This window comes from Pantoea phyllosphaerae, from assembly GCF_051025595.1.
Lineage (GTDB): Bacteria > Pseudomonadota > Gammaproteobacteria > Enterobacterales > Enterobacteriaceae > Pantoea.
Map to the genome: position 1 here is coordinate 178,513 of NZ_JBPFDE010000003.1, position 24,875 is coordinate 203,387.

Annotated in this window: 26 protein-coding genes and 1 other RNA gene; 10 read left to right on the top strand and 17 right to left on the bottom strand. The window is 58.6% G+C overall.

What is annotated here, in order from left to right:
- Nucleotides 1–77: 77 nt before the first annotated feature.
- Both ACR6A7_RS06270 and ykgO read left to right on the top strand, forming a co-directional pair.
- On the top strand, nucleotides 78–338 hold the full coding sequence (locus tag ACR6A7_RS06270; RefSeq protein WP_434123983.1) for a type B 50S ribosomal protein L31: 261 nt from the start codon (nucleotides 78–80) through the stop codon (nucleotides 336–338).
- Nucleotides 339–340: 2 nt separating this feature from the next.
- Nucleotides 341–481 (top strand): type B 50S ribosomal protein L36, encoded by a 141-nt coding sequence (ykgO, locus tag ACR6A7_RS06275; protein ID WP_071997379.1) that lies wholly within the window; start codon nucleotides 341–343, stop codon nucleotides 479–481.
- 44 nt (nucleotides 482–525) lie between these two features.
- Here the strand turns inward: ykgO and ACR6A7_RS06280 are convergent, their stop codons facing one another.
- The 3 genes from ACR6A7_RS06280 to ACR6A7_RS06290 are packed head-to-tail and all read right to left on the bottom strand — an operon-like array spanning nucleotide 526 to nucleotide 2,921.
- Nucleotides 526–1,404: a metal ABC transporter substrate-binding protein gene (locus ACR6A7_RS06280; RefSeq protein WP_434123984.1), complete on the bottom strand. Its 879-nt coding sequence runs from the start codon at nucleotides 1,402–1,404 to the stop codon at nucleotides 526–528.
- Nucleotides 1,405–1,416: 12 nt separating this feature from the next.
- The gene (locus ACR6A7_RS06285) at nucleotides 1,417–2,256 is read right to left on the bottom strand and encodes a metal ABC transporter permease (protein WP_434123986.1); all 840 of its coding nucleotides are present in this window, start codon (nucleotides 2,254–2,256) and stop codon (nucleotides 1,417–1,419) included.
- On the bottom strand, nucleotides 2,253–2,921 hold the full coding sequence (locus ACR6A7_RS06290) for a metal ABC transporter ATP-binding protein (protein WP_434123988.1): 669 nt from the start codon (nucleotides 2,919–2,921) through the stop codon (nucleotides 2,253–2,255). The genes ACR6A7_RS06285 and ACR6A7_RS06290 overlap by 4 nt, the downstream gene beginning before the upstream one ends.
- Nucleotides 2,922–3,271: 350 nt before the next feature.
- Here ACR6A7_RS06290 and ACR6A7_RS06295 point away from each other — a divergent pair, with 350 nt between their 5' ends.
- The 3 genes from ACR6A7_RS06295 (at nucleotide 3,272) to hha (ending at nucleotide 4,393) form a co-directional block, all read left to right on the top strand.
- Complete coding sequence (locus ACR6A7_RS06295; protein ID WP_434123990.1) at nucleotides 3,272–3,625, top strand: hypothetical protein; 354 nt, start codon at nucleotides 3,272–3,274, stop codon at nucleotides 3,623–3,625.
- A 148-nt stretch (nucleotides 3,626–3,773) separates the two neighbouring features.
- Complete coding sequence (gene tomB, locus ACR6A7_RS06300) at nucleotides 3,774–4,151, top strand: Hha toxicity modulator TomB (RefSeq protein ID WP_033752682.1); 378 nt, start codon at nucleotides 3,774–3,776, stop codon at nucleotides 4,149–4,151.
- Nucleotides 4,152–4,174: 23 nt separating this feature from the next.
- Nucleotides 4,175–4,393: a hemolysin expression-modulating protein Hha gene (hha, locus tag ACR6A7_RS06305; protein WP_033752683.1), complete on the top strand. Its 219-nt coding sequence runs from the start codon at nucleotides 4,175–4,177 to the stop codon at nucleotides 4,391–4,393.
- 126 nt (nucleotides 4,394–4,519) lie between these two features.
- Here the strand turns inward: hha and ffs are convergent.
- Nucleotides 4,520–4,616, bottom strand: an RNA gene (gene ffs, locus ACR6A7_RS06310) — signal recognition particle sRNA small type.
- A gap of 166 nt (nucleotides 4,617–4,782) precedes the next feature.
- On the opposite strand from ffs, the gene ACR6A7_RS06315 reads away from it, so the two are divergent.
- The gene (locus tag ACR6A7_RS06315) at nucleotides 4,783–5,094 is read left to right on the top strand and encodes an MGMT family protein (RefSeq protein WP_434123992.1); all 312 of its coding nucleotides are present in this window, start codon (nucleotides 4,783–4,785) and stop codon (nucleotides 5,092–5,094) included.
- A gap of 32 nt (nucleotides 5,095–5,126) precedes the next feature.
- Here the strand turns inward: ACR6A7_RS06315 and ACR6A7_RS06320 are convergent, their stop codons facing one another.
- The gene (locus ACR6A7_RS06320; protein ID WP_434123993.1) at nucleotides 5,127–5,684 is read right to left on the bottom strand and encodes a YbaY family lipoprotein; all 558 of its coding nucleotides are present in this window, start codon (nucleotides 5,682–5,684) and stop codon (nucleotides 5,127–5,129) included.
- Between the two features lie 200 nt (nucleotides 5,685–5,884).
- Here ACR6A7_RS06320 and tesB point away from each other — a divergent pair, with 200 nt between their 5' ends.
- Entirely contained in the window at nucleotides 5,885–6,748 is an 864-nt protein-coding gene (gene tesB, locus ACR6A7_RS06325; RefSeq protein WP_033788820.1) for an acyl-CoA thioesterase II, read from the top strand.
- A 96-nt stretch (nucleotides 6,749–6,844) separates the two neighbouring features.
- On the opposite strand, the gene amtB is transcribed toward tesB, so the two are convergent.
- The 5 genes from amtB to ACR6A7_RS06350 all read right to left on the bottom strand — a co-directional run bounded on the left by amtB (nucleotide 6,845) and on the right by ACR6A7_RS06350 (nucleotide 12,783).
- Nucleotides 6,845–8,131 carry an ammonium transporter AmtB gene (gene amtB / locus ACR6A7_RS06330; protein WP_033752689.1) on the bottom strand — a complete coding sequence of 429 codons (1,287 nt, stop codon included), beginning with the start codon at nucleotides 8,129–8,131 and terminating at the stop codon, nucleotides 6,845–6,847.
- Nucleotides 8,132–8,164: 33 nt separating this feature from the next.
- Complete coding sequence (glnK, locus tag ACR6A7_RS06335) at nucleotides 8,165–8,503, bottom strand: P-II family nitrogen regulator (protein ID WP_033752690.1); 339 nt, start codon at nucleotides 8,501–8,503, stop codon at nucleotides 8,165–8,167.
- 257 nt (nucleotides 8,504–8,760) lie between these two features.
- Nucleotides 8,761–10,536, bottom strand: a complete 1,776-nt coding sequence (locus ACR6A7_RS06340) for a SmdB family multidrug efflux ABC transporter permease/ATP-binding protein (protein WP_434123994.1) — start codon at nucleotides 10,534–10,536, stop codon at nucleotides 8,761–8,763.
- The gene (locus ACR6A7_RS06345) at nucleotides 10,523–12,298 is read right to left on the bottom strand and encodes a SmdA family multidrug ABC transporter permease/ATP-binding protein (RefSeq protein WP_434123996.1); all 1,776 of its coding nucleotides are present in this window, start codon (nucleotides 12,296–12,298) and stop codon (nucleotides 10,523–10,525) included. The genes ACR6A7_RS06340 and ACR6A7_RS06345 overlap by 14 nt, the downstream gene beginning before the upstream one ends.
- Nucleotides 12,299–12,321: 23 nt before the next feature.
- On the bottom strand, nucleotides 12,322–12,783 hold the full coding sequence (locus ACR6A7_RS06350; RefSeq protein WP_434123997.1) for an Lrp/AsnC family transcriptional regulator: 462 nt from the start codon (nucleotides 12,781–12,783) through the stop codon (nucleotides 12,322–12,324).
- A 115-nt stretch (nucleotides 12,784–12,898) separates the two neighbouring features.
- Between ACR6A7_RS06350 and ACR6A7_RS06355 the strand changes: the two genes are divergently transcribed.
- On the top strand, nucleotides 12,899–13,930 hold the full coding sequence (locus ACR6A7_RS06355; protein ID WP_434123998.1) for a PLP-dependent cysteine synthase family protein: 1,032 nt from the start codon (nucleotides 12,899–12,901) through the stop codon (nucleotides 13,928–13,930).
- Between the two features lie 34 nt (nucleotides 13,931–13,964).
- Here the strand turns inward: ACR6A7_RS06355 and cof are convergent, their stop codons facing one another.
- Nucleotides 13,965–14,786, bottom strand: a complete 822-nt coding sequence (gene cof, locus ACR6A7_RS06360) for an HMP-PP phosphatase (protein ID WP_434124000.1) — start codon at nucleotides 14,784–14,786, stop codon at nucleotides 13,965–13,967.
- Nucleotides 14,787–14,878: 92 nt separating this feature from the next.
- Here cof and ACR6A7_RS06365 point away from each other — a divergent pair, with 92 nt between their 5' ends.
- Both ACR6A7_RS06365 and queC read left to right on the top strand, forming a co-directional pair.
- On the top strand, nucleotides 14,879–16,561 hold the full coding sequence (locus ACR6A7_RS06365) for an SgrR family transcriptional regulator (protein WP_434124001.1): 1,683 nt from the start codon (nucleotides 14,879–14,881) through the stop codon (nucleotides 16,559–16,561).
- A gap of 74 nt (nucleotides 16,562–16,635) precedes the next feature.
- Nucleotides 16,636–17,331, top strand: a complete 696-nt coding sequence (queC, locus tag ACR6A7_RS06370) for a 7-cyano-7-deazaguanine synthase QueC (protein WP_434124002.1) — start codon at nucleotides 16,636–16,638, stop codon at nucleotides 17,329–17,331.
- Nucleotides 17,332–17,370: 39 nt separating this feature from the next.
- Here the strand turns inward: queC and ACR6A7_RS06375 are convergent, their stop codons facing one another.
- The 6 genes from ACR6A7_RS06375 to clpX form a co-directional block, all read right to left on the bottom strand.
- Nucleotides 17,371–17,769: a YbgC/FadM family acyl-CoA thioesterase gene (locus ACR6A7_RS06375; protein ID WP_434124003.1), complete on the bottom strand. Its 399-nt coding sequence runs from the start codon at nucleotides 17,767–17,769 to the stop codon at nucleotides 17,371–17,373.
- Between the two features lie 104 nt (nucleotides 17,770–17,873).
- Nucleotides 17,874–18,197 (bottom strand): ComEA family DNA-binding protein, encoded by a 324-nt coding sequence (locus ACR6A7_RS06380; RefSeq protein ID WP_434124004.1) that lies wholly within the window; start codon nucleotides 18,195–18,197, stop codon nucleotides 17,874–17,876.
- A gap of 139 nt (nucleotides 18,198–18,336) precedes the next feature.
- A complete protein-coding gene (ppiD, locus tag ACR6A7_RS06385) occupies nucleotides 18,337–20,205 on the bottom strand; it encodes a peptidylprolyl isomerase (protein ID WP_434124005.1) in 1,869 nt (622 codons plus the stop codon).
- A gap of 246 nt (nucleotides 20,206–20,451) precedes the next feature.
- Nucleotides 20,452–20,727 (bottom strand): nucleoid-associated protein HU-beta, encoded by a 276-nt coding sequence (gene hupB / locus ACR6A7_RS06390; protein WP_033752705.1) that lies wholly within the window; start codon nucleotides 20,725–20,727, stop codon nucleotides 20,452–20,454.
- Between the two features lie 214 nt (nucleotides 20,728–20,941).
- On the bottom strand, nucleotides 20,942–23,296 hold the full coding sequence (lon, locus tag ACR6A7_RS06395) for an endopeptidase La (protein ID WP_434124006.1): 2,355 nt from the start codon (nucleotides 23,294–23,296) through the stop codon (nucleotides 20,942–20,944).
- 190 nt (nucleotides 23,297–23,486) lie between these two features.
- On the bottom strand, nucleotides 23,487–24,758 hold the full coding sequence (clpX, locus tag ACR6A7_RS06400) for an ATP-dependent protease ATP-binding subunit ClpX (RefSeq protein WP_434124007.1): 1,272 nt from the start codon (nucleotides 24,756–24,758) through the stop codon (nucleotides 23,487–23,489).
- Nucleotides 24,759–24,875 lie beyond the last annotated feature (117 nt).

Sequence of the window (24,875 nt, forward strand, 5' to 3'; positions counted from 1 at the left end):
CTGGCGACACGGGTTGCATTGTTCGCCAGCGCACGCCATAATAATGTTACTTTATAACATAACATTTGTGAGGCGTTATGAAACCGAATATTCATCCTGCTTATCGTCCAGTCGTGTTCCACGACACCACTGTCGATAAGTATTTCAAAATTGGCTCCACCATTAAAACCGAGCGCACCATCGAATTCGAAGGTGAAACCCTGCCCTACGTGACGCTGGATGTCTCTTCTGCCTCCCACGTCTACTACACCGGCAAGCAAAAAGATTTCACCAAAGAGGGCAGCGCCGCGCGCTTTAATCAGCGCTTCGGCCGCTTCCTTAATAAACAGGGACGCTAAAGATGCAGGTATTGAGCTCGCTGGCGTCGGCAAAAAAACGCCACAAAGATTGCAAAATCGTGCGCCGTCATGGACGCGTCTTTGTGATTTGCAAATCGAATCCGCGCTTTAAAGCGGTACAGGGAAGAAAGAAAAAACGATAGTCAGTGTCGTGAGAGCTGGCCGGGGAACCTCCCCGGCCTTTTTTTTATTTCATGCTGTGGATCATCGCCTCAACGTTGTGGCGAAATGCCGCAACATAGGTGGGCGCAGGGCCGGAAGGCTCAGAGAGCGCCTCAGGATAGAGCTCGCCGCCCGGCTGCGCGCCGGTTGCGCTGGCGATCTGCTTCACCAGGCGCGGGTCGGTCTGGTTCTCAATAAAGTAGCTATGGATATGCTCGGCCTTAAGCTGTTTGATCAGGCCGCCAACATCGCTGGCACTCGCTTCCGCCTCGGTAGAGAAGCCGACCGGCGCCAGGAAGATGACGCCGTAGCGCTGCCCGAAATAACCGAACGCGTCATGGCTGGTCAGCACCTTGCGCTTCGCCGCCGGTATTGCCGCAAAAGCGGTTTTCGCCCAGCTGTCCAGCGTCTGTAGCTGCTGAATATAGGTTTCGCCGCTGCGGCGAATCGCCTCGGCGTCTTGCGGATCCGCTTTAATCAGCGCGTTCATCACGTTGGTGGCGTAGATGACACCGTTGTGCATGCTATTCCACGCGTGGGGATCGGTCACGGTTTTCCCCTCCTCTTCCATGCTGCGCGTCACTACCCCGCGCGAGGCCATCACGGCGTCACCTTTATAACCTGAGGCGCTCACCAGACGATCCATCCAGCCCTCCAGCCCAAGGCCGCTGACGAAGACCAGATCCGCGCGGGCCAGCGCCTGGCTATCCTGCGGCGTCGGCTCGAAGGTATGGGGATCGCCATTGGGTCCGACCAGCGATTTTACCTTCACGTGCTCGCCGCCCACCTGCTTTACGATATCCGCCAGTACGGTAAAACTGGCGACGACATTCACGGTTTTCGCCATAGAGAGCGGGCTGATCAGCAGCGCGCCGACCGCCAGGCTTAACGATAACTTCTTCATAAATACCCCTGTTTAATGGCGGCGCAGAAGGCCGCCGCATGGACCTGCCAGAATAGAAAGAAAAAAGAGCAGCGCGGCGCTCAGCACCACCGCCGGGCCCGCCGGGAGCGAGAAGCGCCAGGAGAGCATCAGCCCGATAACGGCCGCGGCGATCGCCAGCCCCATCGCAGTGACCAGCATCCATGCCAGATGGCGGCTCCAGAATCGGGCGCTGGCGGCGGGCAGCATCATCAGCCCCACTGACATCAGCGTGCCGAGCACCTGAAAGCCCGCCACCAGATTCAGCACCACCAGCAGCAGAAACAGGCCGTGCACCAGCGGCGCGCTCCAGTTGCCCTGCGCACGCAGAAAATCGGGATCGAAAGCGTCAATCACCAGCGGCCGGTAGATCGCCGCCAGCATCAGCAGGGTAAAGGCGGCGATGGCGCCGACCAGCAGCAGCGCTGGCTTATCTACCGCCAGCAGCGAACCGAACAGCACATGCAGCAGATCGACGCTCGATCCGCGCAGCGATACCAGCGTGACGCCAAGCGCCAGCGAGCCTAAGTAAAAACCGGCGAAGCTGGCGTCCTCTTTCAGCGGCGTGTAGCGGCTTACCGCGCCGGAGAGCAGCGCCACCGCCAGCCCGGCGATAAGCCCGCCGACGCCCATCGCCACCAGTGACAAACCCGATATCAGATAGCCAATGGCCGCGCCCGGCAAAACCGCGTGCGACAGCGCGTCGCCAATCAGGCTCATGCGGCGCAGCGACAGGAAGACGCCAAGCGGCGTGGCGCTCACCGCCAGCGCCACGCAGGCGATGAGCGCGCGACGCATAAAGCCGAATTCGATGAAAGGCTGAATCAGCGTCATGAGGCCAGGCTCCGCAGTGCGACCGACGCGTCGCTGGCCGGTTGTAGCGCCGCGTCGTCCAGCGACAGCAGCTGGCTGAAATAGCGCTCCACCAGCGGGCGGTCGTGCAGCACCACCAGCAGCGTGGTGCCCGCCTGCCGCTGCTGCTGCAGGATCGACATCAGCAGCGTCACGGTTTTGCTGTCGATGCCGTTAAAAGGCTCATCCAGCAGCCACAGCGGGCTGCGCTGCAGCAGCAGTCGGGCGAAAAGCACGCGCTGCAGCTGGCCGCCCGACAGCGTGGCGGGCTGTGCGCTGGCAAAATTGCTCATCTGCACCGCATCCAGCGCTTGCTCGATCTCCCGGCGCATGCTGCGGCTGATGCCGCCAAACCAGCCGCAGCGCGGCCAGCAGCCGATCGACACCAGTTCAAAAACGGTCAACGGAAAGCGCGTCTCCAGCTCGCTGCGCTGCGGCATCCAGCCGATAGCCTTCCGGGGAAGTTGCAGCTCGCACTTTCCGGCTACCGGTTTGATCAGCCCGGCGATGGTTTTCAGCAGCGTCGATTTGCCGCTGCCATTGGCGCCGACTAGCGCCGTCATGCTGCCGGACGTTAACTCGGCATTAATCATCGGGGTTACCGCCCTGTTCTGATAGCCCGCCTGCAGCTGGGTAAAGCGCATCATGATGCGACTCCCCACACGATCGCCAGCGCCAGCAGGACGATGACAGACAAGGCCACAGCGACTCTTCCGCCTAGTGAAAGAAGCATTCCACTCTGATCCATGATTTACTCATAATGTTATAACATAACAACAATCTATCTCAATTTTAGCGCAGAGCGTGCAGGCAATATGTTTCAAAAGGTATCCGTTACCCGGCACGCCTTCCTGAAAGACGATGCCATTTATTTGATTCAGTAAGGAAAAAAGCTTTACGAATAATAACAATAGGTTTTGTCGTTAAGAGAGGAGTTGCAAAGTAGTTGCACAAGTCTAATGATCGGTTTAACAATCTCATCGAGCAGGAAATGAAAATGTCACTGCAGCTTGAAAGCAATATCAGCCCGGATAACCCGTCTGTCCCAGAATTAACGGCGTTTATCCAACGGAATATTCCCAAAATAGCGCAGCCTTTGGCAGGAGATTTGCAATGGTATTCGCCTCATGCGCAGTTAGTTCCGGAGAGTTTTAAAATAAAGTCTGTAGAAAAGTTAGCCAGCAATCGTTTTAAAATGCTTTATCAATTTGATGGACATATATTTAGTCCTTGTCTGGATTTAAATGAAGTTTTTACGCGCGAAGAGCAGGTTCAGTTTCAGGTTCTTCCCGGCAGACTTGAGTTTGAGCTCATTGAGAGCCAGCAACCCTCACCCGCTGACGAATTGTAATATTTAGTAATTGAGGTGAGCAAATCTAATGATTGTGTTTTATATTTAATGTATCCCAAGCTCTGACCGCTATTCGTAATCACTTCCTGGCCGCTTAACCTTAACTCGCCGCGTTGCGGTATCCGTGCAAGCTATGGAGGGGAAAAAGATGGACGAGTACTCACCGAAACGGCATGATATTGCCCAGCTTAAATTCCTGTGTGAGAGCCTGTTTGATGAAAGCATGGCGACGCTGACTGACAGCCATCACGGCTGGGTTAACGACCCTACTTCTGAGAACAATTTACAGCTTAATGATTTGATTGAGCACATTGCTTCTTTCACGATGAATTACAAAATAAAGCATGCTGAAGATGAAGATCTGATAACGCAAATCGACGACTATCTTGACGATACCTTTATGCTATTTACTAATTACGGTATCAATGCACAAGATCTGAATCGGTGGCAGCGTTCCGCCCGACGCTTATTTAATCTTTTTAGCGAAGAGTGCGCTTTTCTTCAGCAACCCAGTCACTCAATTTAGGTAAACACGAGACCGGTTTATTTATGAACGATAAAAATCTGACGAAAACTGATTATTTGATGCGGCTGAGACGCTGCCGCTCGATCGATACGCTCGAACGCGTCATTGAAAAGAATAAGTATGAATTATCCGATGACGAACTGGCGGTATTTTACTCTGCTGCCGATCACCGTCTGGCTGAACTGACAATGAACAAACTTTACGATAAAGTTCCTGGCTCAGTATGGAAGTTCGTGCGCTAACACACTGTTTTTCCTTCCTCTTTACTGCATAACACCCGCTTAATTCTGAATAAATCTTTAACTGGCCATGGAGTGGCGGTTATGAGAGATGTCTGAGGATTTTCCGAGGGGTGAAAATGGTGGAGGCCCTGCCAGCCACATCCCGGCACACGCGTCGCCTGCTGCGGCTGCTTCCTTCCGGACCTGACCGAGTTCACAAGTTAGCATTGCGGGAGGACCAACAGAGCCTCCATTGACAAGCCCTCTTTCGAAGGCGGGGGCATTATCAGGGAAGCCCCCGGTAATTGCAAGCGCCGTCCGGATGACCGTTGTTTTCTTGAACAATACGTCTCGCCAGGGGGCCGCGTCGCCGTGTTAGAGTAGCATTTTTGCTTCTGCGCAAGGTCGTTATGGATCCGCAAGAGAGTTTTCAGCAGCGCGTATGGCACATCGTTGCCGCTATTCCGCCAGGTAACGTTGCCACCTATGGCGATATTGCCCGGCTGGCGGGTTCGCCGCGTGCGGCACGTCAGGTGGGTGGCGTGCTGCGTCGTTTACCTGCCGGCAGCCGGCTGCCGTGGCATCGCGTCATTAACCGTCACGGAACCCTTTCGCTACAGGGCGACGATCTGTTAAGGCAACGCGATGCGCTGGCGGCAGAAGGTATTGAGATAAGCGACGATGGGCGCGTTGCGCTGGACGTTTATCGCTGGCAGCCCTGACAGCGGGGCGAAGCCGCCCCGCTCCTGGAGGATTACAGACGTGTTGGTGCCGGTACGGCGGAAGATGGCGTCACCTGCGTCGGCGAGGTCGACGGCACAGTGCTGACCGCGCCGGGCTGCGTAGGCAGCGCGGTTTGCGGTACCGGCACCAGCAGCAGTTCCGCTTTGGTACCGCCCTGGTTAATGACCGGTTTCACCGAATCGGTGATAAAGGCCAGCTTGCCGTCGATGGTAATCGCCGCGCTCAGCAGAATACGCGCGTTGGGCTGGATATCCGCTGGGTTAAACGGCAGCACAAACTGGAACGGTGCCTGCTTGCCCTGCGTGTGTACGGCGCGCTGCGACAGCACTTTCGACGGCGCGTTCGCTACGGTGGCGTCGGAGAGCGTGACCGTCAGCACTGCGTCAGGCGGCAATGCAATCCGCTGACGAATATAGACCGACCCGCTCACGTTAGGCTGCGCAATCGCCGCCTGTTGCCCTGCCGCGCTGGCGCCCAGCGTCGGTACCGGTACCGGCTTGCTGTGATCGGCACAGCCTGCGGCAGCTGCAATCAGGGTAATACCACTTACCATTTGCCAGAGTTTCATTGATGTCGTCTCCATCTGATCACTATGATTATTGGCTGCGAATTCATCGCCTGGGGTTTCATTCGCCTTATGTGGTTAATCCTGGCATAAAATCCAGATATTTCCTCTCTGCCCTTGCGTGGCGTCCGCTGCACTCTTTGATTGACGGCAACTGGTCGGATCTTTCACACTGAGCGGGTTAACTTTGTGAGGATTGCACTATGAGCCAGGCGCTGCAAAATCTGCTGAATTTGTTAAATCTGGAAAAGCTGGAAGAGGGTCTCTTTCGCGGCCAGAGCGAAGATTTAGGACTGCGTCAGGTGTTTGGCGGTCAGGTGGTGGGCCAGGCGCTCTACGCGGCGAAGCAAACCGTGCCGGAGGAGCGTATTATCCACTCTTTCCACAGCTACTTTTTACGGCCGGGCGACAGCAAGAAAGGCATTATTTACGACGTGGAAACCCTGCGCGACGGCAAAAGCTTTAGCGCGCGCCGCGTCAGCGCGGTGCAGAACGGGCAGCCTATTTTCTATATGACCGCCTCTTTCCAGGCGCCTGAGAGCGGCTTCGAGCACCAGAACGCGATGCCTGAAGTGCCCGGCCCGGAGACGCTGGCGTCGGAGCAGGATCTGGCGCAAAAGATGGCGCATCTGCTGCCGGAAAAGGTGCGGGAGAAGTTTATTGCCGAGCGGCCGCTGGAGATACGCCCGGTTCAAATCCACAATCCGCTGAAAGGCCGCGTCGACGAGCCGGTACGACAGGTCTGGATCCGCGCTAACGGCGGGCTGCCTGCCGACCTTCGCATTCACCAGTACCTGCTGGGCTACGCCTCCGATCTCAACTTCCTGCCGGTCGCGCTGCAGCCGCACGGCAAAGGATTTCTTGAGGCCGATATGCAGGTCGCTACCATCGACCATTCCATGTGGTTTCATCGCCCGTTCAACTTCAGCGACTGGCTGCTCTACAGCGTGGTGAGCACCTCGGCCTCCGGGGCGCGCGGTTTTGTACGCGGCGAGTTCTATAACCAGCAGGGCGTGCTGGTCGCGTCGACCGTGCAGGAAGGGGTGATGCGTCAGCGCAGTGAATAAGCTACCAGGCTGCGCAAAGGCAAAAAATAAGGGGCGAATTGTCGCCCCTTTTCGTTTTTCTTTTTCTTAGCGCACTGCTTTTCTTCGCCCGACGGCTTACTGGTTGTAAGCGTTCTCGCCGTGGCTGTTAACGTCCAGACCTTCACGCTCCTGCTCTTCCGGCACGCGCAGCCCAACAATCATATCCGCCAGCTTAAAGCCGATAAAGGCGACCACCGCAGACCAGACGATCGTTACGCCGACGCTGAACAGCTGCACCCATACCTGATGCCCCATGGTGACGCCTTCCGCATAGCCGACGCCGCCCAGCGAAGAAGAGGCGAACACGCCGGTCAGGATACAGCCGACGATGCCGCACACGCCGTGCACGCCGAAGACGTCGCACGGGTCATCCACGCGCAGCATTTTCTTCAGCGAGGTCACGCCCCAAAGCCCGGCCAGACCGCCCACCAGGCCGATAATCAGCGCGCCGCCGACGCCGACATAGCCACAGGCTGGCGTGATAGCCACCAGGCCCGCGATAAAGCCCGAACAGGCACCCAGCAGCGACGGTTTACCGCGTACCGCCCACTCGCCGAAGGTCCATGACAATACCGCGCCTGCGGTCGCTACCACGGTGTTCAGGAAGGCCAGTGCAGCAATTTCGTTGGCGGCAGAGGCGGAGCCGGCGTTAAAGCCAAACCAGCCCACATAGAGGATCGCCGTGCCGGTGAAGACCATCGGCAGGTTATGCGGCTTGAACGCCTCTTTGCCGAAGCCGGCGCGTTTGCCTACCAGATAGGCGCCCACCAGGCCCGCGATGGCGGCGTTGATATGCACCACGGTGCCGCCAGCGAAGTCCAGCGCGCCATCCTGTGCCAGAAAACCGCCCGCCCAGACCATATGCGCAATCGGCAGATAGGCCAGCGTCACCCACACACCGACAAAAATCAGCACCGCGGAGAAGCGAATACGCTCGGCGATAGCGCCAACGATCAGCCCCACGGTGATGCAGGCAAACGACGCCTGGAACGCTACGTGGATATACTGATAGAAGCTGCCCATAACCGCTTTCAGCTCGATGTTTTTCAGCATCGCCCACTGGAAGCTACCGAAGAAGGCGTTGCCTTCGCTGAAGGCCAGCGAATAGCCGTACACAATCCACAGCACGCAGACCAGTGCAAACGTCACCGCCACCTGCGTCAGCATCGAGAGCACGTTTTTGCCGCGAATCAGACCGCCGTAAAACAGCGCAATCCCTGGAATTGTCATAAACAGCACCAGCGCGGTGCAAATCATCATAAAGGCGTTGTCGGCTTTATCCGCTACGGCAGGCGCAGCCATCGCCAGCGACGGTAACAGCGACAGGCTGATGAGGCCCAATAAGGTGAGTGCTTTATTCATTTTTTTCCATCCCATCAGATAACGTAGCCGAAATTAAAGCGCTGCTTCGTCGGTTTCACCGGTACGAATACGGATAACGCGCTGCAGCTCGGCAACAAAAATTTTGCCGTCACCGATCTTGCCGGTATAGGCCGCTTTGCTGATCACATCCACCACTTCGTCGAGCTGATCGTCGGCGATGGCAACGTCAATCTTGACCTTGGGCAGAAAGTTCACGCTGTACTCGGCGCCGCGATAGAGCTCTGCATGGCCTTTCTGGCGGCCGAACCCTTTAACTTCAGAGACGGTCAGCCCCTGAATGCCGATAGAGGAGAGAGCTTCGCGCACATCCTCCAGTTTGAACGGTTTGATGACCACGGTAACCAGCTTCATTGCATCCCCTCCGGGTAATAGACAAGTGAGTCGCCTCAGACACGCAGAGACAGAAGCAAAGGCTGTGCCAGGAATGAAGGAGCGAATGCGACGCGGCGTAAAGGCAGGCCGGGCCGGTTTGAAATGGCAAAAGAAGAGAGCGAGAGAAGAAAAGGGAAACCAGAGGCTAAATAATCTGCACTTCTTTGGTGCTTCTGGCCTCAAAGAAGTGCAAAGGGTAAGAACATTCTGATAAATGCGCGCAAAAAAGGTGCAATTTACTCCACGGTGGCGACGGCCTTGCCCGACGCGAGTTCATCGCCCGCCTGCTGCAGCTGATACATCTGCCAGTAGCGTCCCTGTCGCGCCAGCAGCGCGGCGTGATCGCCCTGCTCTACCACCTGACCACGATGCAGCACCAGAATCGTGTCCGCCTCGGTAATGGTCGACAGACGATGAGCGATCACCACCAGCGTGGTGTGCTGGCGTAGCCTGCTCAGCGTCTGCTGAATCGCCTGCTCGGTGCCAGAGTCGATATTGGCGGTCGCCTCGTCGAGGATAAGGATCTGCGGCATCGCCACCAGCACGCGCGCCAGCGCCAGCAGCTGCTTCTGCCCGACCGAGAGGGTATTGCCCTGCTCGCCCAGGCGCGTATGAATGCCGTCCGGCAATGCGCGCGCCAGCGAGGCGAGCTGCACCTGCTCCAGCGCCTGCCAGACCGCCTCTTCGCTGATATCGCGGCCGAGGCGCACGTTAGCCAGCAGGCTGTCCGCCAGCACCACAGGATCCTGCTGCACCATGGCGATACCGCGCCGCAGCGTCTGATGGCTGAGCTGGCCAACAGGACGATCGTCCAGCCAGATTTCGCCGCGCGTCGCCGGGTAGTAGCCCATCAGCAGATTCGCGAGGGTGCTTTTACCGCTGCCGGTATGGCCGACCAGCGCCACGAAGCTGCGCGGCGGCACCTCAAGGTTGATGTCGCTCAGCACCTCGCGATCGGCGCGATAGGCGAAACTTAGCTGACGCAGCGAGATGCGTCCTGACGCCAGCGGGCGATCGTCGCTGCCGTAGCGCTGCTGCGCGGCATCCATCAGCTCGAAGATTCGCTCGCCCGACACCACCGCCTGCTGCAGCATCGACTGCTGCGTCGTGAGTTCGATCAGCGGTTCGTTCAGGCGGCCAAGGTAGGTAATGAACGCATAGAGCACGCCGACCTCAAATATGCCCGGCGAAGAGAAGCTGAACAGCATCAGCAGGCCGCAAAGGATCATCGCTGAAAACAGGCTGAGCAGCGGGCGCAGCAGAAAACCGTCAAGCCGCAGCGTCTGCATACGCGCTTCATAGTGCGAGCGGCTCGCCTGGCTCATGCGCTCGCCGAAGCGCGCCTGCTGGCGAAACTGCTGGATCACGCTCATGCCGTTGATCACTTCGTTAAAGCCGTTGTTGATATCCGCCAGATAGCTGCGCACGCGGCGCGCGATGGGCGTGCTGTAACGCTGATAAATCAGCATTACCGTCAGCACCAGCGGAAAGATGGTCATCGCCACCAGCGCCATGCGCCAGTCGAGGCTGAACATCGCCACCATCATCGCGCCAATCAGCGCCGCGCTGCGCAGCACCGTGGCCACCACCGTCACGTAGAGATCCCTGATCACTTCGGTATCGTTGGTGACGCGCGAGATAATCTGCCCGACCGGCTGAGTGTCAAAGGCGCTGAGCGGCTGCCGCAGCGCCGCGTCCATCACGTCGCTGCGCAGCTGCTGCACCACGCCAATTGCCGCGCGGTTAAACAGCAGCGCCTGAAAATAGTGCAGCCCCGCCGCCAGCAGCTGGAGGAGAATAAAGCCTGTTACCAGCCCGGCGACAATCCCCCAGGGCATCTGGTGTTTCGCCACCAGGTTATCGATAAAGTAGCTGACCAGCACCGGTCCGGTCACCTCGGCCGCAGCGGCGATCCAGAGCAGACCGACCGCCAGAGCCAGCGATTTACGCCACGGCCTGCCGTAGGCGAGCAGCCGCTTCAGCGTCGGCCATAAGCGTTTAGAGGTCGCCATCGAGCGCTCCTTTTGCCGATTCGTCTTCGTCCAGCGCCGCCTCAAGCTGCTGATAGCGATACATATCGCGATACCAGCCCGGCTGCGCCGCCAGCGCGTCATGATCGCCGCGCTGGGCGATCTCGCCCTGCTGCAGCACCAGAATTTCGTTCGCCTCCGCCAGCGCCGACAGGCGGTGCGCGCTGATAATCAGGGTGCGGCCCCGGCCCCAGAGGCGCAGATTGTGCAGAATATCGTGCTCGGTGCGGCCGTCGACCGCCGACAGCGCGTCATCAAGGATCAGGATCTCCGCGTCGAGCAGCAGCGCGCGCGCAATAGAGAGTCGCTGCTTCTGGCCGCCGGAAAGCATCACGCCGCGCTCGCCCACTTCAGTTGCATACCCCTGCGGCAGCCGCAGGATATCCTCATGTACGCAGGCCAGCGTCGCCGCGCGCTCAATCTCCTCCTGAGTGGCGTCGGGCTTGCCCAGTGCGATATTGCTCGCCACGCTGTCGGAGAAGAGGAACGGCGTCTGGCTGACGACCGCCAGCCGACGGCGCCAGCTGTCGATGCGCAGCTGCGTCAGGGGAATGTCGTGGTAGCGAATATCCCCCTGGTCGATATCAAAATGGCGCTGAAGCAGGCTAAGCAGCGTGCTTTTTCCGCTGCCGGTCGGGCCGCACAGGCCCAGCATCTGCCCCGGTTTCAGCGTGAAGCTGAGGTTGCGCAGTACCGGCGCGGCGCTGGTCGGATAGCGAAACGCGCGGATCGAAGCCTGCAGCACGCCCGCTTCCGCTGGCGGTTCCCGATCGCCATCCACGACCGCAGGCGCTTCCGCCAGCAGCGCGTCGATGCGGCTCCATGCGGCGCTGCCGCGCTCAACGATGTTGAACATCCACGCCAGCGCCAGCATCGGCCAGATCATCAGGCCAAGATACATCACAAAGCTGGTGAGCTGACCAAGCGTCAGCTGGTCGTGCCACACCATCCAGCTGCCGCCGCCAATCGCCAGCAGGTTCGAGAAGCCGATAGCGATATAAATGGTGGGATCGAAACGGGCATCGACGCGCGCCACGCGCAGGTTTTTCGCGCCGGTATCGCGTGCAATAGCGGAGAATTGATCTGACTGGTGCGACTCCAGGCCAAACGCCTTAATCATGCGGATACTGGTCAGGCTCTCCTGCGTCTGATCGTTCAGACTGGAAAAAGCCGCCTGCGCCAGCTTGAAGCGATCGTGCAGCTGGTTGCCGTAGCGGTGGATAAACAGCGCCATGATCGGCATCGGGACCAGCGACAGCAGCGTCAGCTGCCAGCTGATCTGCAGGCTCATCACCAGCAGCACCACGCAGCCCATCACCAGCGAATCCACCAGCGTCAGCACCCCTTCGCCAGCGGCGAACACCACGCGGTCCACGTCGTTAGTGGCGCGCGCGATAAGATCGCCGGTGCGATGGCGCAGATAAAAAGCGGGATGCTGGCGGCTGAGCTGGCGATAAAAATCTTCGCGCAGTTCGACGGCCAGCTGATAGGAGGCGCCGAACAGCAGCACGCGCCAGACGTAGCGCAGCAGATAGGTCGCCACGGCGGTCACCAGCATCACGCCGATCCACATCATGATAGCGCGCCCGCTCATGGTGTGATGCGTGACGCCGTCGACGATCACGCCCACCAGATGCGGCGGCAGCAGCTGCAGGATAGCGATCGCGATCAGAAGAGCGACCGCGCCCAGATAGCGTCGCCACTCGCGGATGAAATACCAACTTAACTGGCTAAATAGTCGCACTAGACTCTTCTCTTTCTTTTGCCTCAGGGGGCAATGGGTAACGCCGTGGTGTATTTAATCTCCTCCATGGCGAAGCTGGAGGTGACGTCGATCAGGCCCGGCACGCTGTTGACCAGACGCTTGTAAAAGTCGTCGTAGCGCTTCATATCCGCAACCTGGATGCGCAGCAGATAGTCGAACTCGCCCGCCGTGCGGTAGAACGCCAGCACCTCAGGCATCTCCTGCACCGCCGTCACGAAGCGCTGATACCATTCACGGCTGTGCTGCTGCGTTTTGACAAACATAAAGGCGGTCAGCGCGAGGCCGAGCTTTTCCGCATCCAGCAGCGCAACGCGAGCACGGATGATACCGTCATCCTCCAGCTTTTTCAGTCGCTTCCAGCATGGCGTGGTGGTGAGGTTGACGGCGTCCGCCAGCGCCTGCAGCGACAGCGTAGCGTCGCGCTGCAGCAGATCGAGCAGATGACGATCGGTTTTATCTAACATTTCTCTCCTCGGGAGAATATTTTTCTCCAGGTGCGCCATTATAGCGGAAATAAAGCCAACTCTTTTTCCTGCCCGTGCCTTACAATCAGCACAACTTTTCAGCTGGAATAGCATTATGAGTAACTGGACTCGCCACGCCATTAATGAGATCAACGCGGACTTTCAGCGCTCCGCCGAAACCCACCTGATTCGCTTTCGCCTGGCGGATTATCCCGGCATCGATTTCTATCTGAAAGATGAGAGCACGCATCCCAGCGGCAGCCTGAAGCATCGGCTGGCGCGCTCGCTGTTTCTTTACGGACTGGCGAACGGCTGGATCAAAGAGAACAGGCCGGTGATCGAGGCCTCTTCCGGCAGCACCGCGGTCTCGGAAGCCTATTTCGCTCAGCTGCTCGGCCTGCCCTTTATCGCCGTCATGCCGGCAAGCACCGCGAAGCGCAAAATCGAGCAGATTGAGTTCTATGGCGGCCAGTGCCACTTCGTCACCGACCCGTGCGAGCTTTACAGCGCCTCGATGCAGCTGGCGCGCGAGCTGAACGGCCATTTTATGGACCAGTTCACCTACGCCGAACGCGCCACCGACTGGCGCGGCAATAATAACATCGCCGAGAGCATTTTCCGCCAGATGGCGCTCGAGCCTTGTCCCGTGCCGCATACGCTTATTATGGGCGCCGGCACCGGCGGCACCTCGGCGACGCTGGGCCGCTATATTCGCTATCAGGGTTTTGCCACGCGGCTGCTGGTAGTCGATCCCGAGCACTCGGTGTTTTACGATTACTGGCACAGCCGCGACGCGACGCTGCGCAGCCCGCGCGGCAGCCAAATCGAAGGTATCGGCCGTCCGCGCGTCGAGCCCTCTTTTATGCCCGATGTGATTGACGAAATGATGAAGGTGCCGGACGCTGCCACGCTGGCGGCGATGCTGAAGCTGGCGCACATTATCGGCCGTAAGCCAGGCGCCTCAACAGGCACCAACTTCTGGGGCATGATGCAGGTGGCGAAGCGGATGCGAGCGAACGGCGAACGGGGCGCGCTGGTGACGCTGATGTGCGACAGCGGCGAGCGCTATCCCGACAGCTATTACGATGAAAGCTGGGTCGCGCGGCAGTTTGGCGATATCAGCCGCTGGCAGCGCGAGCTGGAATAAAATCGCGGACTCCCTGTCCGCTTCACTCTAATCCTCAGCATTCGGGGGAATACGCGAGGTGCGGCGTCGCCAGCCAGTGATCTAAAAAGTGAGACACCGCCTGTGTCTCGCAATGGCCGATAACCGGCAAATGGGGCAGCGCCGACTTAAGCTGGCTCATGGCGTTGCCCATCACAAACCCTTTCCCCACCAGCCCCAGCATTTCACGGTCGTTCATGGCGTCACCGAAGGCCATGCACTCCGCCAGCGGCAGTGAAAGATGGTGACACAGCATGGCGAGCGCGCTGCCTTTGTTGCAGTTGAGCGGCAGCACCTCCAGACAGTCCAGCGCCGAGAAACAGATATGGGCGCGGTCGCCGAGCGCCGCCTCAAGCTGCGCTTTCAGCTGGCAAAGCGCGTCGTGACGTTCGACGAAGCAGATTTTGGTGACCTGATGCGCGGGAATGCTTTTCAGATCGCGTAGCTGGTAGCGAAAGCCGCTCAGCGCGTGCGCCTGCAGCATCTCCGGCGCCGGTACGCCGGTAAACCAGCCCTCGTCGTTAAAAACGTGCGCCGTGGCGCTGCTCTTCCAGCGGCTATGCAGTACCTCTTCCGCCACCGAAGGCGAGAGATCGCTGGCAAACAGCAGATTGCCGTCCAGATCGTGCACGCGCGTGCCGTTACCGGTAATTAGCCAGGCGGGCAGCGTAATGCGCTGCCGCAGGATCTGCATCTCCAGCAGGTGACGGCCGGTGGCGAAGGCCAGCTGCACGTTGCGCTGATGCAGCGCCAGCAAACTGTTTAACGTCTGCTGTCCCAGCTGGTGGCTGGGCAGCAGCAGCGTGCCATCCATATCAAATGCGGCAAGTCGCGCCATTGCTCTCTCCCGTTGATAAGTCAGCATTCACTATCGCCTGGCAATCCCGGAACTAATAGTGAATACTTTTTGAAAACTGTTCCGGGTTTTCTATGCGCCAGCTCAATCGCCTCAATCAGTTTCAGCGCCTGTGGCAGCAGAGCCAGGGCGCCCCCCAACAGACCTGCGTGGCCGAGATGGCGCGCCGCTGTTTTTGCAGCGAGCGCCACCTGCGCACGCTGCTTTCGCAGTGGCAGCATGCAGGCTGGCTGCGCTGGCAGGGCAAATCGGGGCGCGGCAGGCTGGGCACCCTGACCTTTCTTCGCTCACCCGAACAGCTGCGGCAACAGCTGCTGCAGACGCAGCTGCAGGCGGGCAACGCCGCCGAAGCGCTGCAGGTGCTGGATATGGCGCCGGAGCGGCTGGTGGATCTGCTGCGCCCGCTGATGGGCGGCCAGTGGCAAAACGATGCTCCTGTGCTGCGCATCCCCTACTATCGTCCGCTCGATTCCGTCGCGCCGCTGCAGATTGTCGGGCGCGCCGAACAGCACCTGGCGCGTCAGCTCTTTTCCGGCCTGACGCGATTCGAAGCGGACGAGCCGGTCGGCGATCTGGCGCATCACTGGCAGCACGCCGACGAAGGGCGCGTCTGGCTGTTCTGGCTGCGCCCGCAGCTGTTCTGGCATAACGACGAGCCGCTTCAGGCCGCGCAGCTGGTCGAGCAGTTTCAGCGCATTTTGCAGGACGCGCGCGCGCAGCGCCTGCTGGCGGCGGTCGCAAGCGTAGACGCGCCGCATCCGCTGGCGCTGCGCTTTCGGCTGAGCCGCAGCGACTACTGGCTGCCCTGGCGACTGGCGCATCAGCTCTGTTTGCTGCCCCATCCGCAGCAGCCGCGCCTCGGCAGCGGCCCCTGGAAGCTGGCGCACTTCACGTCCGAGCTGGTGCGTATTGAGAGCCATACGCGCTGTCACCTGCCGCTGCCGCTGATGCAGGCGGTTGAGTACTGGATTACGCCGACGCTGTTCGATCGCGCACTCGGCACCAGCTGCCGCCATCCGGTGCAGATCGCCATTGGCGATGCGGCGGATCTGGCGTCGCTGCGTCCGGTCAGCCGCAGCATCAGCCTCGGCTTTTGCTACCTCGCCTGTCGTCCGCGCGCCGGTTTTAGCCCGGCGCAGGCGCGTCGTCTGCTCCGCCTGCTGCAGCAAAGCGGCATCGTGGCGCAGCTGCCGCTGGAAGAGGGGCTGATTACGCCGAGCAAAGAGCTGCTGCCGAGCTGGCCAGTGCCGCCTGTAGAGGATGAGGCGGCGCGTCTGCCGCCGCGCCTGACGCTGCACTACCAGCTACCGGTCGAACTGCATGAGATGGCGCAGGCGCTGCGTGAACTCTTGCGCGCGGAAGGCTGTGAACTCACGCTGATCTTTCACGAGGTGAAAAGCTGGCGAGGCAGCGAGGATCTGGCGCAGGCCGATCTGGTGATGGGCGACCGGCTGATCGGCGATGCGCCGCTTTTTACGCTGGCAAGCTGGCTGGAGATCGATCGGTTGTGGCCTGCGGCAACCAGCCATCATCTTCGTCAGCAGCTCCTGGAGATACAGCGGCTGGCCGACGGCGAGGCGCGCCGCGTCGCGCTGCACCAGCTCTACCACAGTCTGATGCGCGACGGTCTGCTGCTGCCGCTGTTCAACTATCGCTATCAAATCTTTGCTCCACCGGGCGTAGAGGGTATCCAGCTCAACCCCCTCGGCTGGTTCGACTTCAGCCGCGCCTGGGTTCCGCCGCCGCTGACGGCGTAAAGCCGCGCTTCGCGCTGTTCAGCGGGCGGGAGAGTGATTACCATAGAGGCAAAATTTTCGACCAGGACAATATGATGAAACGAGCCGTTGTCGTCTTTAGCGGTGGACAAGACTCCACTACCTGCCTGATTCAGGCGTTGCAGCAGTATGACGAGGTGCACTGCGTCACCTTCGACTACGGCCAGCGCCATCGCGAAGAGATTGATGTTGCCCGTGCGCTGGCGCTGAAGCTGGGCGCACGCGCCCATAAGGTGCTCGACGTCACCCTGCTGAACGAGCTGGCGGTAAGCAGCCTGACCCGCGACAACATTCCTGTCCCCTCTTACGATCCCGCTGCCAGCGGCCTGCCGAGCACCTTTGTGCCAGGACGCAATATTCTGTTCCTCACCCTCGCTTCGGTTTATGCGTATCAGGTGGAGGCGGAGGCCGTGATCACCGGCGTCTGCGAAACCGATTTTTCCGGCTATCCTGACTGCCGCGACGAGTTCGTTAAGGCGCTGAATCACGCCGTCAGCCTTGGCATGGCGCGCGAGGTGCGTTTTGAAACCCCGCTGATGTGGCTCAATAAAGCAGAGACATGGGCGCTGGCCGACTACTGGCAAAGCCTGACGCTGGTACGCGAAGAGACGCTGACCTGCTATAACGGCGTCAAGGGCGACGGCTGCGGCGAATGTGCCGCCTGTCATCTGCGCGCACGGGGCCTGAATGACTATCTCGCCGATTGCGACGCCGTGATGGCAGTAATGAAAAGCAAAAGCGGCCTGGTCTGATACTGGCGCGGCGCTGCTCAGATGCGCCGTGCTGTTGCCTCAGGCGGAGAAGGCCTCCAGCCGCGCGCGCAGTTCGCTCTCCAGCGCAACCGCTTTCTGCGTGCGCAAATCGATGCAGACAAAGGTCAGCGCCGCATCCGCCACCAGGATTTCGCTCCCCGCCAGCGTGACGCGCTGGGTAATGACGCCGCTTTTTCCGTTCAGCTGCGCCATTTCGCTGTGAATCGCCAGAACGTCGCCCAGCACAGCCGGACGACGGTAGTTGATATTGATATTCACCACCACAAACGCCAGCTGCTGCTGCTGCAGCCAGCTGAACGCGTCTGCCTCTTCGAGCCACTGCCAGCGCGCCTCTTCAAGAAACTCCAGATAGCGCGCATTGTTGACGTGCTGATACACGTCGAGGTGATAGCCGCGAACTTTAATTGTGGTCTGCATGCCTGACATCTCCTGTCGTTAAAGAGGGCTTAACTGGTATGACCTCTCTAGCGTAGCAAAAGGCCTTTTGCCGCGCGGCAAAAGCGTCAGGGTTGCGTCTTAGCTCACAGTTTCAGCCGCTCAGCGTTACGTTCAATAAGCGAATTGCCGATGCCTGGCACCTCCTTCAGCTGTTCGACGGCGGTAAACGGCCCATACTGCTCGCGATAGCTGACAATCGCCTGCGCCTTTTTCAGCCCGACGCCGTTCATCGCCGCCGACAGCTGCTCGGCGGTCGCTTCGTTAATGCTGACTTTTTCGCCTGCCGCCTGTGCGGCCTGGGCAATCGGTTTCTCACCTGCGGTTTCCGCCGCTGACAGGCTGGAGTAGCCGAGTGCGCCGCCAAGCGCGAGGGTGAAGCAAAGAACGGACAATAGTGATTTAGACATGCTCTGTTTCTCCTTATGTTTAACAGCAAGGAGAGGGTGACAGAGAAGAGCGAAGGCCTCAAAAGGCAACATTCAGAAATGGAAAAGGCCGCGCAGGCGGCCTTTTCGTTTCTTACTGCAAAACACTTTTTTGCGAGCGTTACTGCATTTGCGCCGCGGCACCGTATTTGATTTTGGCTTCTTTGCGCAGGTTAGCGAGCAGCGCTTCGAACGCCAGCTGCGCGTTATTCTGCGTTACGCCCTTAATCATTTCGTCTACCTGCTCCTGCGGCAGCGTACCGCTGCTGACTTTATCCAGCGCCACCAGCACGACATTGCCCTGCATATCTTCGCTCACGCCCCACGACGTTTTACCGTCAACAGGCTGCGGCAGATTGAAGGCGGTCTGCGCGATGGGATCCTGGCTGTTACGGTCGACGGTTTTGCTGGCGCTTAGCGTCAGACCGGCCGCGCTCAGCGCCTCCTGTTTGCCCGCTTTAAGATCGGCCAGCAGTTTGTCCGCCTGCGCCTTCGCCTGCTGTTCCGCTTTATCGTGCTTCAGCGTGTCGGCAATCTGCGCTTTCACCTCATCCAGCGGTTTAACCGCTTCAGGTTTGTGCTCGCTGATACGCAGCACAAACGCGCGGTCGCCATCCACGGTGATCACGTCGGAGTTGTTGCCTGGCGCGCCGTTCTGTCCGGTGAGGCCCCCGTTGAAGATGGCGTTTTTCACCGCGTCGAAGTTCAGCTCCTGCGGCACGCTGTCGCGGCTGAACCAGCCGGTCTCAACCACTTTCAGGCCGGAAGCCTGTGCGGCGCCAGCGAGCGACTCATTGTCGTTGCTCGCCGCTTCGCTCACTTTCTGCTGCTGCTGGTAGAAGGCGTCGACCGCTTTCTCCTGCTTCGCTTTTTCGGCCACCGCGTCGCGCACTTCGGCCAGCGGTTTGATCTGCTCCGGCTGGATATCGTCCAGACGCACCACCAGGAAGCCGACCGACGATTTAATCACGCCAGAAAGCTGGCCTTTCTGCGTCAGGCCAGCGTTTTTCAGCTCGTCCGGCGTGGTGGCCGGCTCAAGCCAGCCCATATCGCCGCCCTTACGCGCGGAGATAGGATCGATCGATTTGCTTTTCGCCAGCGCGGCAAAGTCAGCCCCGCCCTTCAGCTGCGCCAGCACGGCGCTGGCATCCGCCTCGGTTTTGGTCTGAATGACGCTGTAGCGGTTACGCTGCGGCTGGGTGTAGTCCGCTTTATGTTGGTCGTACCAGCTCTGAATGTCGGCGTCGCTGACGCTGGCCTGCAGGCTGGCGGCGTCCATTTTGATGTAGCTGACGCGGAACTGCTCCGGCGCCATAAAGTTGTTTTTATGCTGCTGGTAGTACTGCGCAATCTCGTCGGCTGACGCGGTTTGTTTCGCCGCCAGCGCGTTGACGTCGATGGTCGCCTGACGGATGTCGCGCTTCTGCGACACCAGATCCACCAGCTTGCTGGTTTCGCCTTTCAGCATAAAGTCGGTATTGGCGACGGCGTTGATCAGCTGCTGGGTTGCCAGCTGCTTGCGCAGCGCTTCCGCGTAGCGATCGGCGGTAAAGCCCATGCTGCTCAGCAGAGCGTTATACTTCGCGTTGTCGAACTTGCCGTTGGTCTGGAACGCCTGCTGGGCGAAAATCGCCTGCTTGACCTGATCGTCGCTGATAGTAATGTGGAGGTCGTTGATATACTGATCGAGCAGCGCCTGGTCTACCAGCTGCGACAGCGCCTGCTGACGCATCTGCTGCATGAAGCCGTCGTTACCGGCAAGCTGCGAGAACTGATCGCCCAGCATCTGCTGCTGGCGGCTACGCTCGCTGTTGAACGCCTGATCGAGCTGCGCGCGGCTGATTTCCTGTCCGTTGACTTTAGCGGCGTAATCGCTGCCGCCGCCGATAAGGTAGTTGCCAACGCCGGTCAGCACGAAGGAGAGAATAATCAACCCCAAAATAACCTTGAGCACGACATGATTCGACGCCGCGCGTAAATTGTCCATCATGGTATGACAACGCTCCGCTGTAGTGTGGATATAAACCTCGGGCGCAACGCCTGTCGGATAAAGGCCGTTACGCAACTGCCGTTTAGCCTGGCAGCTTCACTCCTGTTGAGACAAGTCTTAGCGCGATTTATCCCCGGATCCGAATAAAAAAGGCACATCAAATTTGATGTGCCCGTATGTTACATGAGAACGCAAGAACCGTCCTCTAGTCCACGGAAGAAAATGCTTCTGTGGACGGATGCGATGTCATGCGTTGACAGCGTCTTTCAGCGCTTTACCGGCGCGGAAGCCCGGTACTTTGCCAGCGGCAATGGTGATCTCTTTGCCGGTCTGCGGGTTGCGGCCGGTACGTGCGGCACGTTCGCGTACGGAAAAGGTGCCAAAGCCCACCAGAGCCACTTCGTCGCCGCCTTTCAGCGCGTCGGAAACAGAACTGGTGAATGCGTCTAAAACACGTCCGGCTGCTGCTTTAGAAATGTCAGCGTCTGCAGCAATTTTGTCGATCAACTGTGACTTATTCACTCTCTTCATCCCCTCTTTTATTATTTCACTTCACATCCGCGCGTCCTGGCGGATACGAATGCGCAGCACGTTATATCAAGCCTGTTGAGGCGAAACAACGGAATTCATCTTAATCGTTGATCCCGCAGCCCCCTAAATTAACGGCACTAAAAAAAGCTGGCAAGCGCTCATTGGCCTGCCAGCTTCGCTTTTTAATGCTTTATGTCGCTAATCACTATTTTGCAGTAGCGACCTGCATGCCGTAAGGGGCGTTTTCCAGCGCAAGGCCTAAAACTTCTTCGATGCGTTTCACCGGATGGATCTCCAGATCGGCGATAACGTTGGCCGGAATCTCTTCCAGGTCGCGCTTATTATCGTCCGGGATCAGCACCACTTTAATGCCACCACGATGGGCCGCCAGCAGCTTCTCTTTCAGGCCGCCAATCGGCAGCACCTGGCCGCGCAGCGTGATCTCGCCGGTCATCGCCACGTCAGAGCGCACCGGGTTGCCGGTCAGACAGGAGACCAGCGCGGTGCACATCGCGATACCGGCGCTCGGGCCATCCTTCGGGGTCGCGCCTTCCGGTACGTGAACGTGGATGTCGCGCTTCTCGTAGAAATCGCCGTTGATGCCCAGCTTCTCGGCGCGCGCGCGCACTACCGTCAGCGCCGCCTGGATCGACTCCTGCATCACCTCGCCGAGTGAACCGGTGTAGGTCAGCTTGCCTTTGCCCGGCACGCACGCGGTTTCGATGGTCAGCAGATCGCCGCCCACTTCGGTCCACGCGAGGCCGGTTACCTGGCCAACGCGGTTTTCACTTTCGGCGCGGCCATAGTCGAAGCGCTGTACGCCCAGGTAATCTTTGAGGTTGTCGCCGTTGATGGTGATATGCTTCTGCTCTTTGTTCAGCAGCAGCGTTTTCACCGCTTTACGGCACAGCTTCGACAGTTCGCGCTCCAGGCTACGCACGCCTGCTTCGCGCGTGTAGTAGCGAATGATGCCGACAATGGCGCTGTCTTCCACCGTGATTTCGCTCTCTTTCAGGGCGTTACGCTCAATCTGTTTCGGCAGCAGATGCTGTTTGGCGATGTTGAGCTTCTCATCCTCGGTGTAACCAGAGAGGCGAATCACTTCCATACGGTCCAGCAGCGGTGCCGGAATGTTCATGGAGTTGGAGGTGGCAACGAACATCACGTCGGAAAGATCGTAATCGACTTCCAGGTAGTGATCGTTAAAGGCGATGTTCTGCTCGGGATCGAGCACTTCCAGCAGCGCGGAAGCGGGATCGCCGCGCATGTCGGATGACATTTTGTCAATCTCGTCCAGCAGGAACAGCGGGTTTTTCACCCCGACCTTCGCCATTTTCTGAATCAGTTTTCCTGGCATAGAGCCGATATAGGTCCGGCGGTGACCGCGAATTTCTGCCTCGTCACGCACCCCGCCCAGCGCCATACGCACATACTTACGGCCGGTCGCCTTGGCGATCGACTGACCCAGCGAGGTTTTACCCACGCCCGGCGGTCCAACCAGGCAGAGGATCGGGCCTTTAATTTTACTGACGCGGCTCTGCACGGCGAGATATTCCAGGATGCGGTCTTTGACGCGCTCCAGACCATAGTGGTCAGTGTCCAGCGTCTCCTGAGCCTTGCGCAGGTCTTTTTTCACCTTGCTGCGCGCATTCCACGGTACCTGGACCATCCAGTCGATATAGCCACGTACCACTGTCGCTTCAGCGGACATCGGCGACATCATTTTTAATTTCTGCAGCTCGGCTTCAGCTTTTTCACGCGCTTCGTTCGGCATTTTCGCCGCGTCGATTTTGCGTTTCAGGGCTTCGTACTCATCCGGCACGTCGTCCATTTCGCCCAGCTCTTTCTGAATGGCCTTCATCTGCTCATTCAGGTAATACTCGCGCTGGCTCTTCTCCATCTGCTTTTTCACGCGGTTGCGAATGCGCTTCTCAACCTGCAGCAGATCGATTTCCGACTCCATCATTGCCATCAGATATTCCAGACGCTCGTTCACGTCTGACATCTCCAGCACCGACTGTTTATCGGCTAATTTCAGCGGCATATGGGCCGCAACGGTATCAGCGAGGCGCGCCGCATCGTCAATATTGTTCAGCGAGGTCAGCACTTCCGGCGGGATCTTTTTGTTCAGCTTGATATAGCCTTCAAACTGATTGATCGCCGTCCGTACCAGCACTTCCTGTTCACGCTCTTCAATTTCCGGCGAGATCAGGTATTCCGCCTGCGCGGTAAAATGGTCGCCATTATCCGCCAGGGTGGTGATATGTGCGCGCTGCAGGCCTTCGACTAAAACTTTGACGGTGCCGTCAGGCAGTTTCAGCATCTGCAGCACAGAGGCCACGGTCCCTACAGAGAAGAGATCGTTAATGCCAGGTTCATCCGTTGACGCCTCTTTCTGGGCAACCAGCATGATCTTCTTGTCATGATCCATCGCCGCTTCGAGGCAACGAATCGATTTTTCCCGACCAACAAACAACGGAATTACCATGTGCGGATAAACCACCACGTCGCGCAGAGGCAACACGGGGATTTCAATGCGTTCAGAACGCTCAGGATTCATAGAGCTCTCTCTTAGTTAGTGTCCGCCAGGTGATGGGCACCGCATAATGCAGGGAATGTGCAGTTAAACCCACAGGATTATGAGTATATGGGGATGATCGTTCGACATTCAACGTCATGAGAGCGAGAAAAACAAAAGGGGAAAGAATTTTCCCCTTTTTTAATGATATCAATGCCCTTGCGCTGGCGAATTATTCGCCAGACGCCTGGGCTTCGTGCTTGCCGTAGATAAGCATTGGCTCTGACTGACCATCGATAACCGACTCGTCAATCACCACTTTTTCTACGTCTTCCATAGAAGGCAGGTCATACATGGTTTCCAGCAGCGCGCCTTCAACGATAGAACGCAGGCCGCGGGCACCGGTCTTACGCGACATCGCCTTTTTGGCGATGGCGGTCAAAGCTTCGTCGCGGAACTCCAGTTCGACCCCTTCCAGGTTGAACAACGCCTGGTACTGTTTGGTCAGGGCGTTCTTCGGCTCGCGCAGGATCTGGATCAGCGCCTCTTCGCTCAGCTCGTTGAGCGTCGCGACCACCGGCAGACGACCAATGAACTCCGGGATCAGACCGAATTTGATCAGATCTTCAGGTTCTACCTGAGAAAGCAGTTCGCCTTCGCTCGCTTTTTCCGACTTACCTTTTACCGTTGCGCCGAAGCCGATACCAGAGCCGGTTTCCACGCGCTGGGAGATCACCTTATCCAGACCCGCGAATGCGCCGCCGCAGATAAACAGAATTTTAGAGGTATCGACCTGCAAAAATTCCTGCTGCGGATGCTTGCGACCGCCCTGCGGCGGCACGGCCGCTACGGTGCCTTCAATCAGCTTCAGCAGCGCCTGCTGCACGCCTTCGCCGGAAACGTCGCGCGTAATCGACGGGTTGTCTGACTTACGCGAGATTTTATCAATCTCATCGATATAAACGATGCCGCGCTGCGCTTTTTGCACGTCGTAGTCGCACTTCTGCAGCAGCTTCTGGATGATGTTCTCCACATCCTCGCCCACATAGCCCGCTTCGGTCAGCGTGGTAGCGTCAGCCATGGTAAACGGCACATCCAGCAGGCGCGCCAGCGTTTCCGCCAGCAGGGTCTTACCACTACCGGTTGGGCCAATCAGCAGGATGTTGCTTTTGCCCAGTTCGATGCCATTGCTGGTATCACCGTTGCGCAGGCGTTTGTAGTGGTTGTACACCGCAACCGCCAGCACTTTTTTCGCCTTTTCCTGGCCGATAACATAATCATCGAGGTGATGGCGGATTTCGTGCGGCGTAGGCAGCGCGCTACGTTCGCGATGCGGGGCAACTTCTTTGATCTCTTCGCGAATGATGTCATTACACAGATCGACACATTCGTCGCAGATATACACTGACGGCCCGGCAATCAGCTTACGCACTTCATGCTGGCTTTTGCCGCAAAAAGAGCAGTACAGCAACTTTCCTGAACCGTCTTTGCGCTTATCTGTCATCAGTTAACCTCTTCTTGTTCTCAGGCCATACAGGCGTACGGCGCAGGCCGTGCGAACACGGCCAATATTCATTCAACTCAAGCCCGTTTCCCAGTAACTATAGCGCAAGGAGACGGG